Genomic DNA, 10,860 nt, shown 5'->3' with positions numbered 1-10,860 from the left:
AAGGGGCGGCGCTCGGTCCGGTCATTCGGAGCGGCGGCGGAACCTCGTCCCGCCAGGAGACTAGGAGCTCCCGGCGGCGCGCCGCCAATGCCGTTCCGGAACGTCGCGATGCCGGTCCGGCATCACGCCGCGAGCGACATCAACCGTTCGTAGCGCTGGAGGATGCGCTCTAGCGTCGAACGCTTGATCGGCTTGCCGTCGCGCAGCTTGGTCCAGGTGGTTTCGCTGATCGCATAGCAGTCGAACAGATGCTCGCGCGTCACGGCGGGCAGCCGGGCGCGCAGGCGTTGGACGATGTCGCGGGGTACGGTGAGGGTTTCGGCCATGGGCAGGGTAACGCCCCCGGAGCGCGTCCGCTCCGGGGTCTCCAAGTTGGATCAAGGGGCGATGACGGTGTTGTTGAGCTGGGTGATTTCCGGTGCGTCGGCCGGGGTGAGGATGCGGACCCGGTAGCCGGTCTTCCAGCCGGCCTTGAGCGAGACCTGAACAGTCTTGGGCTTCAGGTCGAGCGGGGCGGGCAGGACCGGGGTGGTGGTCCGGGCCAGCTCCTTGCCCGAGGCGTCCTCCACCACGACCACCGAGGCCGGAGCCGGCTTGGCGCCCAGGCTGTGCACGGTGATGGTCAGGCCCGACTTGCCGGCCTTGACGTCGTCGCGGCCGATCCCGAGGTCGGGACGGTCGGTGACGGGCGTGGCGGCGGGGGTCTGCAGGGCGAACTCCCAGGTCGTGGTCTTGCCCGGTGCGAAGGTCATGTCGAGGCCGACGGTGCGCTCGAGGGCCACCGAAGCGGCCGGATCGCTCGCGCCTTCCACGGCCCGCGTCACCGACCACCGGCCGGCGGCGACGTCCCATCCGGTCATCACCGCGTGAATCGGCTGGGTGGTCAGGTTGTAGCCGGTGACCTTGAAGCTTTTCTGTCCGCCGGTGACCAGGATGCCGACGTCCTCGGCCGCGGTCGGAGTGTCGAACCGCCAGCTGACCAGGGCGCCGGGGAACATCTGGTTGCGGGCCAGGGCCATGGCGCCCAGGCGCGAGCGCTGCAGGACGGCGCTGGACAGCTCCACGCGGTCCGACCACCAGTGGGCCTCGGTGACCATCCACATCCGCCGTTCGGCGGTGACGATCTCGTCGCCATAGGCCTTTTCGAGATAGGCGGTGTCGCCGGTCGAGCGCCAGGCCTCGTACAGTAGGAACGGATCGTCGGCGCCCTTGGCGATCGCCGCCTTCAGGCCCGGGGTCTGGGCGTCGCGCAGGCCCAGCATGTCGATCACGTCGCTGTTGAGCTCGTCGACGCCCTTCAGGCCGGTGCGCGCCATTTCGCCCTGCAGCGGACGCAGGTACTTGTCGTCGCCGGTCCAGCGCCAGGCGGCCCAGAACAGCTGCATGGCCGAGACGTTGCCGCGGCCCTTGCCGACCAGTTCGCCGCGCGACTGGCCGGTGGCGGCGTGGATGTCCTCGGGGAAGCGCCAGGTCCCGTCCGGGTCCTGCTTGCCGTGCGCCAGGTGGCCGTCGGCCAGGTCGACGATCAGCGTCTTGATGGTCGGATCGCCGTTGAAGTCGGCCAGCACGATGCCGGGGTGCAGGATCAGATACGAGTAGGGGTGCGACCAGCCCCAGGGGCCGTCGCGCGACACATCGGTTGCCGAGAAGAACCGGCTGACGGCGTGCACGTGGCCATCCTCGGCCTTGTGCATCACGGTGGGATAGGCGCGGGCCGTCTCCATCAGCCGCTCGACGATCTTGGGATCGCCGAAGCTGGTGTACATGGCCTCGGCCTTGAGGTTGATCGCCTCCTCGTACGAGTGCAGCTCGTCGGTTTTGATCTTGCCCAGGCCCAGCGGCATCATGTCGTTCTTGTAGGCCGCGTCGAGCAGGGCGTTCAGCGAGGCCGTGGCCTTGTCCGGGATGTCGCCCATCAGGGCCAGGGGCGGCCACTGGTGGGTCAGGTCGTTGTCGTCCGAGATGCCGCCGCCGAAGTCGCCGTAGGGCGACTGGCGGTTGTCGATCCACCACTCGATGAACTTGCGGACCCGCTTGAGGTCCTCGACCTGCAGGAACGCCCACTTGGGCACGCCGGGCGGGGCGTTCGGCAGGGCGACGGCCGGACCCGGCTGCTCGGGATTGAGCTCGAACCACATCTCGCGGCCGTGCTGGTTCTTGGGGTCGACCTTCAGCAGGTCGGACAGCTCCAGGTCCAGGCGGGCGTAGCGGGCCAGGCGCTTGGAGACGTCGTGCTCCTCGACCAGGAAGGCCAGGTTGTCGCGGGCCTGGGCCAGACGGTCGGCGACGTGCTCGGCCTTGGCGTCGTCGGCCGGCTTGAACTTCAGGCGCACGGCCATGCCGTCCAGCGACTTGGCGTCGAAGTCCGAACCCGCGCCGGCGATGCTCAGATACAGGCTCTTGCCGGCGGGCAGGATGCGGTCGCGGGTGTCGAGGAACACCGTGCGGGCCTCGCCCGGCTTGACCGAGACGTTGACGTCCAGCAGGTCGCGGCCCGGCCACAGCGGGTCCTTGACCTTGATGTTCAGCGGGAACAGGCCGCCGTGGGTGGCCTTGACGTTAAGGGCGGGGATGTCGATCGCCACGCCGTCCAGGCCAAGGTCGGCGCCTTGCCAGCCGTACTCGAACTTGCCCACCGGACCGCCGGGGCGGCCCAGGCGGAAATCGGCGGGGATCAGGATGTGGACGATCGGCTGGCTGGGGCCGGCGACGTCGGCGCGCGCCTTGAGCGGGGCGCCGGCGGGCAGGGCGGCCACGGTGGTCCGCTCGCCGGCCGCGTAACGGCCCTTCACGAAGGTCGAGAGCTCGTCCAGCGTCGGGTAGGTGGCCGGGTCGGCGCCCGGGCGCACGACGTAGCTCAGGGTGAACTCGTCCGGCTCGGCGGCGGCGCTGACGTTGTAGGCCCCCAGCTCCTGGATCGGGGTTTCCTGCACCACGTTGTCGAACCGCAACTTGCCGCCCCTCAGGGCCGCGAACTGGTTGAAGGTGCGCAGTTCGCCCTTGGGCCGCTTGGCCAGCGGGGTCTCCTTGCCGGCCGCGTCGATGGTGGTCAGGGCGCCGTAGGCCGCGCCCTGGAACTCCAGGCGGTTATAGGGCTCGTCCGGCAGGGTGAAGGTGACGGCCTTGCCGCCCTCCACATAGACGTTCCAGTCCGGCAGCTCGAAATAGTCGTGGCGGCCGGGCAGCTTCGAGCGGTTGTAGACGCCGGGCCAGGTGGTCTCGGGGATGCCGTCCGAGCCCAGGCTCATGCGCTCCTTGATGTCGTACTGGTCGGTGAACTCGACCTTGCGGATCGTCGTCCTGGCGTCGGCCAGGTACGGCGGCGGATCGGCCGGGCGGTTCCAGCCGTAGCGATAGGCCCAGGTCTTGGCGTCGGCGACGACCGGCGCGGCCGGGGCGGGGTCCTTGCCGGCGGCCAGGCCGGCGACGGCGGCGTCGTCCAGGACGTGGTCGTAGACACGGATGTCGTCGACGTCGCCGCCGCGGATGAACTGGTAGGCGCTCTGCACCTGGTGGGGCGAGATCACCCGGCTGTGCGGGCCGAACTGGTCCAGCCCCGCGTCCAGGGCGGCGGCCTGGGCCTTGGAGGCCACCGGCTTGCCGTCGATGTAGAGGGCGATGCCCTTGGTCTCGTCCCAGGTGAAGGTGACCAGGATCCATTGGTCGGGCTTGGGCGCCTCGGCCGTCGTGCTGACCCGCACTCGCGAGAGGTTGTCGTCGGTGACGAAGGCGTCGAAGCCCTTGCCGTTCCAGTCGATGCGCAGCCAGGCCATGTCCCAGCTGGTGTGGTCGGCGTAGCCGACGCGGAACAGCGGGAAGGGCGTGGTCCCGACCGGCTCGCGGGCCCGCCAGTAGAAGCTGAGCGTGCCGCGCTGGGCGTAGATGTTGCCCGGGGCCATCCAGCTGAGCGTCTCGTCGCCGGACGCCTCGATATAGGGGCCGTGGACCGGGTCCTTCTGGATCTTGACCTTGTCGGCGAAGTTGGGAACCGCCACCCCGCCCGCGACGTCGGCGGTCAGGCCCTTGTCGCCGGTCAGGTGGAACAGCAGGCCCCCATCGCTCTGCTGGGAGTCAGCGGCGTGGGCGAAGGCCGGAACGGCCGTTAGCGCGGCCGACAGCAACAGGGCGGCCCGGAGGGTCTGGTTTACGCGGGCCACTCGCCCCTCCCTAGAAACGCTCGTATCGAGTCTTGTTTTGGAAACCGGTGTCATTCAGGGCCACGCTAATTTCAAGACGTTGCAGGTTTGTTTCGGCCGGCGAGGGTTTCGCGGGCCTTGTCCATGTCCAGGGCGCCGTCCCACTTGGCGATGGCCACGGTGGCGACGCTGTTGCCGATCAGGTTGGTCACGGCGCGGGCTTCGTTCAGGAAGCGGTCGACGCCCAGCAGCAGGACCAGGCCGCTGACCGGCACGGCGTGCAGGGTCGACAGGGTGGCGGCCAGGGTGATGAAGCCCGCGCCGGCCACGCCGGCCGAACCCTTGGAGGTCAGCAGCAGCACGGCCAGGATCACCAGCTGGTCCATCAGGCCCAGGTGGGTGTTGGTGGCCTGGGCGACGAACACCGTGGCCAGGGTCAGATAGATGCAGGTGCCGTCGGCGTTGAAGGTGTAGCCGGTCGGCAGGACCAGCCCGACCACCGGCTTGGCGCAGCCCAGGTCCTCCAGCTTCTGCATCAGCCGGGGCAGCACGGCCTCGGTCGAGCAGGTGCCCAGCACCACGAAGATCTCCTCGCGGATGAAGCGCAGGAAGGCCCAGAACGGCAGGCCGGCGGCCCGCATTACCCCGCCCAGCACCACCACCACGAAGAACAGGCTGGTGACGTAGAGGGCGACCAGCAGGTGGGCCAGCGACCACAGGGTGCCGATCCCGTACTTGCCGATCGTGAAGGCCACGCCCGCGCCGGCGCCCAGCGGGGCCAGGCGCATGACCATGCCCACGACCTTGAAGATCGCCTCCAGGAACAGGTCCAGCATCTCGACCAGCGGCTTGGCGCGCGCGCCCATCTGGCTGATCCCGGCCCCGATCAGGACCGACAGCAGGATGACCTGCAGCATCGCGCCCTTGGCGAAGGCGTCGACCAGGGTGGTGGGGATGATGTCCATCAGGAACGGCACGACGCCCTGTTCCTTGGCCGCCTCGGTGAAGCTGGCCAGGGCGTGGCCGTCGAGGTTGGACGCGTCGATGTTCATGCCCGCGCCGGGCTTGAGCAGGTTGACGACGATCAGCCCGATGATCAGGGCGATGGTCGACAGCACCTCGAAATAGACCAGCGCCTTGACGCCGATGCGGCCCACCTCCTTGAGATCGCCCATCTTGGCCATGCCGACCACCACGGTGCCGAAGATGATCGGCGCCAGCAGCATCTTGATCAGCTTGATGAAGCCGTCGGCCAGGGGTTTCAGCGCCGTCCCGACGTGGGGGAACCACAGACCGACGAGAGCGCCGATCACGATGGCGATCAGCACCTGGACGTAGATCTGGGAGAGCAGTCTCTTGAGCGTCGGAATGGTCGTTTCCCCTTGAAGGAAGCCCGGCGTTGGACCGCCGGGTCTTCTGGTCGTGCGGTGTTCTAGGCGGCCTTGATGCTGGCCAGGGTCACGTCCTCGGTCAGGGTCCGCATCAGGGCGATCAGCTCCGACTTGGCCTCGAAGCCGACGCCCGGCACGTCGGGCAGGCCGACATAGCCGTTCTCGACCGCGATGCCGTCCGCGAAGCCGCCGAACGGCTTGAAGACGTCCGGATAGGACTCGTTGCCGCCCAGGTGCAGGCCGGCGGCGATGTTCAGCGACATCTGGTGCCCCCCGTGCGGCACGATCCGACGCGACGACCAGCCGTTCTGGTCGAGGACCTCGAGCGTTCGCAGATATTCGACAAGGCCGTATGACAGCGCGCAGTCGAACTGCAGGTAGTCGCGGTCGGGGCGCATGCCGCCGTGGCGCAGCAGGTTGCGGGCGTCCTGGTGCGAGAACAGGTTCTCGCCGGTGGCCATGGGCAGCTCGTAGTGCTTCGAGAGCTCGGCCTGCAGGGCGTAGTCCAGCGGGTCGCCCACTTCCTCGTACCAGAACAGGTTGTAGGGCTTCAGGGCCTCGGCGTAGGCCAGGCCGGTCTCCAGGTCGAAGCGGCCGTTGGCGTCGACCGCCAGGTTCTGGCCGTCGCCGACGATCTCCAGCACCGACTCGATGCGGCGCAGGTCGACGTCCAGCGACGCGCCGCCGATCTTCATCTTCACGACCTTGTAGCCGCGGTCGCGATAGCTGCGCATCTCGGCCTGCAGCTGGGCGTCGTCCTTGCCCGGATAGTAGTAGCCGCCGGCGGCGTAGACCCAGACCTTGTCGTCGGCCTGGCCGTCCCGATAGCGGTCGGCCAGCAGGCGGTAGAGGGGCTTGCCGGCGATCTTGGCCACGGCGTCCCAGACGGCCATGTCCAGCGTGCCGACGGCGACCGAGCGCTCGCCGTGCCCGCCGGGCTTCTCGTTCGTCATCAGGGTCTTCCAGATGGCGAACGGGTCGAGGTTGTCGTTGTCCTGGTCGATCAGGCTGTCCGGCGCGGCCTCGGCCAGGCGCGGCAGGAAGCGCTCGCGCATCAGGGCGCCCTGGCCGTACCGGCCGTTGGAATTGAAGCCGTAGCCGATCACCGGCTTGCCATCGCGCACCACATCGGTGATGACGGCGACGACCGAGCAAGTCATCTTCGAGAAGTCGATATAGGCATTGGCGATCGGCGAGGCGATGGAAACGGTCTTCTCGCGGATGTCGAGGATACGCACGGTGTTCTCCAGTTGGTGACTGGACCCTAGGCAAGCGGAAAACCGCGAGCCAATGCCGTTCTCGGCGATCGCTATGCGCAACAGGCATCATCTATGGAATTGATCTGGCTCGAAGATTTCGTCGCCCTGGCCGAGACGGGGAACTTCTCGCGGGCGGCCGAGAACCGGCACGTGACCCAGCCCGCCTTCAGCCGCCGGGTGCGGGCCCTGGAGGACTGGGTGGGCGCGCCGCTGTTCGATCGGGCCACCCCGGGCGTCACCCTGACCGCCGCCGGCCAGCAGTTCCGCACGGGCGCCGACGAGCTGATCCGCCGGATCATCCAGCTGCGTCGCGAGAGCCGCGAGGCGGGCGGGCAGGAGGCGGCCACCCTGCGCTTCGCCGCCACCCACGCCCTGTCCTTCACCTTCTTCCCGCAATGGATGCGCGACCTGGAGGCCGGGACCAACATGGGTCCGATCCGGCTGATCTCCGACAGCATGCAGGCCTGCGAGGAACTGATGATGCACGGCGAGGCGCAGTTCCTGCTGTGCCATCACCACGCCGCCGCGCCCAGCCGGTTCGGGGCTCAGTTCCGCTCGGCGGTGGTCGGTCAGGACGCCCTGGCGCCGTTCTCGGCGCCGGACGCCGACGGCAAGCCGCGCTGGAGCCTGATCGACGGCGCCGAGGAGGTCCCGTACCTGGCCTATAGCGACGAGTCGGGCCTGGGGCGGATCGTCGAGGCCCAGCGCTTCGCCGACCGCATCCAGGGGCTGCGCACGGTGTTCTCGGCACGGCTGGCGGCCAGCCTGATGACCATGGCGCGCGAGGGCAGGGGCGTGGCCTGGCTGCCGGTCAGCCTGGTCGAGACCGAGGTCGCCCTGGGACGGCTGGTGCGGGCCGGCGGGGTCGATCTGGAAATCCCGGTCGACATCCGGGTCTTCCGTCCGATCACCCGCCAGAGCCCGGCCGCCGAGGCGTTCTGGAGCGAGCTGGCGGGGCGGTAAAAAGAAAGGGCGCCGATGGGGGGGACTATCGGCGCCCTGGTGTCACAGTGATGGACGTGGGTCGCCCCTGACGGCGACATGTGCAACTTAGGGTTTCGATGCGATGGCCGCCAATGCCGAAACGGCCTAGCGCCATGCCTGATCGGCATAGTTCTTCAACCGCTCATCGCGGCGAATGCCGGGACCCAGGTCCCAAAGCGGTGTGGCTGATTGGAGAGGCTCAACGCTCGTGGCGTCAGCTTCAAAGCTTTTCCATCTGGGTCCCGGCTTTCGCCGGGATGAGCGGAGTTGGGGGGATTACTTCACCGATCCGCCGGCCTCGATCTTGAACGGCGTTCCGTCCGTCGCGGCCACCACGGTCCTGGCCGTCGTGACGGCGGCGTTGCGGACCAGCAGGCCGCGCTTGGCCTCGATGCGGACATTGCGCAGGGTCAGGCCCGCGATCGGGCGCTCGGGCAGGCCCACGGCGATGCCGGCCAGGTCGGCGCCGGTGGCGGTCAGGCCGTCGACCACGATCCCGTCCATGTCCGGCGTCTTGTCGACGACCACCGGCTGGGCCGCGTCGTCCGGCCCCGGCCAGATCTGGTTGCCCAGCATGAAGCCGCCGGGCTTCAGCTGGGCGCTGGCGGCCTTGATGTCGAGCGGGCGGTACTCGTAGTAGCTGGTGAAGACCAGCGGGGTCTCGACGTCGGTCATGCGGTTGTCCTTGAACACCACGTCGCGGACCTTGCCGCCCTTGCCGCGCATGGTTTTGATCCGCAGGCCGTACATCGAGCCGTCGAAGCTGTTGTTCTCGACCCGCACGCGGGCCACGCCGCCGCTGGTGCCGCTGCCGATGCAGATGCCGCGGCCCGCCAGGATGGTGTTGCCCGAGATCAGGATGTCGGACGACACCGCGTCCGGATAGCGGGCGTCCGGCCCGTTCGACTTCACCGCCACGATGTCGTCGCCGACGCTGATGACGTTGTTGGTGATCACCACGTGGCGGCTGTTGATCGGGTCGATGGCGTCGGTGTTCGGAGCGCTGGACGGGGCGGTGATCCGTACACGGTCGATCGTCACGTGGTCGCTGTCGTTCAGCACCAGGTGGAACGACGGCGAGTTCTCGATCCGCACGCCCTCGAAGCGGACATTGGTGCTGTGGCTGACCAGGATCAGGCGCGGACGGTCGTCCTTCTGCTGCTGGCGTGCCTGGCCGTCGGTGGCGAAGTTGGGGCTGGAGCGCCAGATCGCCCGGATGCGCTCCCACCAGACCGCGCCTTGGCCGTCGATCAGGCCCTCGCCGACCACGGCGACGTTGTCGGCGTCCTTGACGTTGATCAGCCCGGCCCGTTCGCCCTGCGGGAACAGGGCCGGGTCGGTGGCGGCCAGCACCTCGGCGCCCTTCTGGATCTCGAGCCGGATGTTGGACTTCAGCCAGATCGGGCCGATCAGATATTCGCCGCGCACCACCCGCACCGTGCCGCCGCCGGCCTTGGCGCAATCGTCGATGGCGGACTGGAAGGCCTCGGTGTCGAACCAGATGCGCGTGCCGCCGGCCCCGTGCTCGCGCACGTCGCAGACCTTGTCGGGGAAGCGGTTGACCGATTGGGCGTGGGCGGCGGTCCCGGCCAGGGCGGCGAGCGCGGCGGAGGCGAGCATCAGGCGGCGCGCGGTCGAGGTCTTCATCGGTCGGTCATCCCTAAGGTTCGTCGCGACGGCTGCGCGTCGCTGGCGGCGGCGCAGTCTAGGGCGCGTCGCGGTTCAGCGCCCATGCCGATGACGGTCGAGGTCATGCCGAACGGGCATGGCCCGGCCGGGGCTTCAATCCAGCTTGCGGCCGTCCAGCCAGGTCTCGATCAGCTTGGCCGCCTCGGCGCTGTGCTTCTCCAGCATCAGCATGTGGCCGTCGCCGTGCAGGCCGTGGTCGGCCATGCGGACGAGGTCGGTCTTCACACCGGCCTGGGTCAGGTAGCGCGCCGTGCAGTGATCGTAGCCGGCGTGGTACGAGGCCTCCGACATCAGGATCATGACCGGGAAGCGCGACAGGTTCGCCAGCCTCCGCGCCGGCTCGGCCTGCCGCCAGCAGCGGACCAGGTCGGGGTGCTCAGGCGCGGCCTCCTGGACCCTGGCCAGGTCGGCGGGGTCGGCCAGGGGCGGATCGTAGGTCAGGGGCGTGGTCGTCAGGCCCCAGGGACGCGAGAGCTTGTCCGGATCGCTGTCGCCCCACGGCGGCGGGGCGCCGAAGAACGGCGGGCCGCTGGGCTCGACCGCGACGATGGCCTTGACCAGGTCCGGCCGCGCCTCGCCGATCGCCCAGCCGAACGCGCCGGACTGCGAGTGGGTGACGATCACGGCCGGGCCGATCCTGTCGAGCAGGGCCGCGCCCGCGTCGGCCACCAGCTTGGCCGAGACGCCGCCGCCCGTGCTCGAGACCTGCGAGGCGTAGAACTGGTCGAAGATCGGGTCGCCCGGCCTGCCGGTGGTCCCGGGCCACTGGTCGTGCAGCCGGGCCTGGGGCCAGCCCTGGGGCTGGCCGTCCTGGGGCGGGAAGTCCTGCGGGGCGGTGAAGCGCTTGGCGACGAAGTCCGGCGGCTGGCGGTTGGCCGGGCCGTAGGCCTTCTCGTCGTAACCCGAGGCGCCGCGCCCCGGCTGGTCCATCAGATAGACCGCCCAGCCCTGGTCGACGAACTGCTTGGCCCAGCCGGGGCGGCCGTCCGGCGTCGACAGGAAGTTGGTGATGGTCTGGCCGGCGCCGGGGATGAACACCAGGGCCGTCTTGTGCCGCCGCTTGGCGGGCGTCAGGTACAGCACGTGGGCCTGGCCGGTCATGACCTTGCCGCCCTCGGCGTAGTGGCCGCCGACGAAGAAGGTCCCGACATCGGCGATCGCGGGGGAGGGCGCGGCGGCCTGTACGGGCGCCGCCATCGACAGGCCCAGCGCCGCCGCCATCGCCAAGCCGCGCCAGCCTCGAATGCTCGCCATCCTCACAGCCTCCCATTTTCGCGCAGCCTGGGCCGGGCAGGGGGCGATGGCCAATGCCGAACCGATCTCGCGCCATGTCCGTTCGGCATGGCGCGACACTTGAGGCGCAATCTTGGCGACAGAATACCTTAGCAAAATCAACGACAA

General features: G+C 69.1%; 7 protein-coding genes. 1 reads left to right on the top strand and 6 read right to left on the bottom strand.

The features are described from left to right. Positions 1-122: 122 nt before the first annotated feature. From WAE60_RS15070 to WAE60_RS15055, 4 genes are all read right to left on the bottom strand, one after another. Positions 123-326, bottom strand: coding sequence for a hypothetical protein (locus WAE60_RS15070; RefSeq protein ID WP_029912718.1), 204 nt, complete (start codon positions 324-326; stop codon positions 123-125). A gap of 51 nt (positions 327-377) precedes the next feature. Beyond that, the gene (locus WAE60_RS15065; protein ID WP_337687403.1) at positions 378-4,157 is read right to left on the bottom strand and encodes a LamG-like jellyroll fold domain-containing protein; all 3,780 of its coding nucleotides are present in this window, start codon (positions 4,155-4,157) and stop codon (positions 378-380) included. Positions 4,158-4,228: 71 nt separating this feature from the next. Then, a complete protein-coding gene (dctA, locus tag WAE60_RS15060) occupies positions 4,229-5,488 on the bottom strand; it encodes a C4-dicarboxylate transporter DctA (RefSeq protein ID WP_156035781.1) in 1,260 nt (419 codons plus the stop codon). Positions 5,489-5,568: 80 nt separating this feature from the next. Beyond that, positions 5,569-6,765, bottom strand: coding sequence for a mandelate racemase/muconate lactonizing enzyme family protein (locus WAE60_RS15055; RefSeq protein WP_337687402.1), 1,197 nt, complete (start codon positions 6,763-6,765; stop codon positions 5,569-5,571). A 93-nt stretch (positions 6,766-6,858) separates the two neighbouring features. Between WAE60_RS15055 and WAE60_RS15050 the strand changes: the two genes are divergently transcribed. After that, positions 6,859-7,749 carry a LysR family transcriptional regulator gene (locus WAE60_RS15050; protein ID WP_337687401.1) on the top strand — a complete coding sequence of 297 codons (891 nt, stop codon included), beginning with the start codon at positions 6,859-6,861 and terminating at the stop codon, positions 7,747-7,749. Between the two features lie 297 nt (positions 7,750-8,046). On the opposite strand, the gene WAE60_RS15045 is transcribed toward WAE60_RS15050, so the two are convergent. Next, positions 8,047-9,417, bottom strand: a complete 1,371-nt coding sequence (locus WAE60_RS15045) for a glycosyl hydrolase family 28 protein (RefSeq protein WP_337687400.1) — start codon at positions 9,415-9,417, stop codon at positions 8,047-8,049. Between the two features lie 135 nt (positions 9,418-9,552). Next, positions 9,553-10,713 (bottom strand): alpha/beta hydrolase, encoded by a 1,161-nt coding sequence (locus WAE60_RS15040; RefSeq protein ID WP_337687398.1) that lies wholly within the window; start codon positions 10,711-10,713, stop codon positions 9,553-9,555. Between the last annotated feature and the right edge of the window lie 147 nt (positions 10,714-10,860).

The sequence above is a fragment of the Caulobacter sp. CCG-8 genome (assembly GCF_037402475.1).
Lineage (GTDB): Bacteria > Pseudomonadota > Alphaproteobacteria > Caulobacterales > Caulobacteraceae > Caulobacter.
This window is presented reverse-complemented; position numbering and strand designations above follow the sequence as displayed.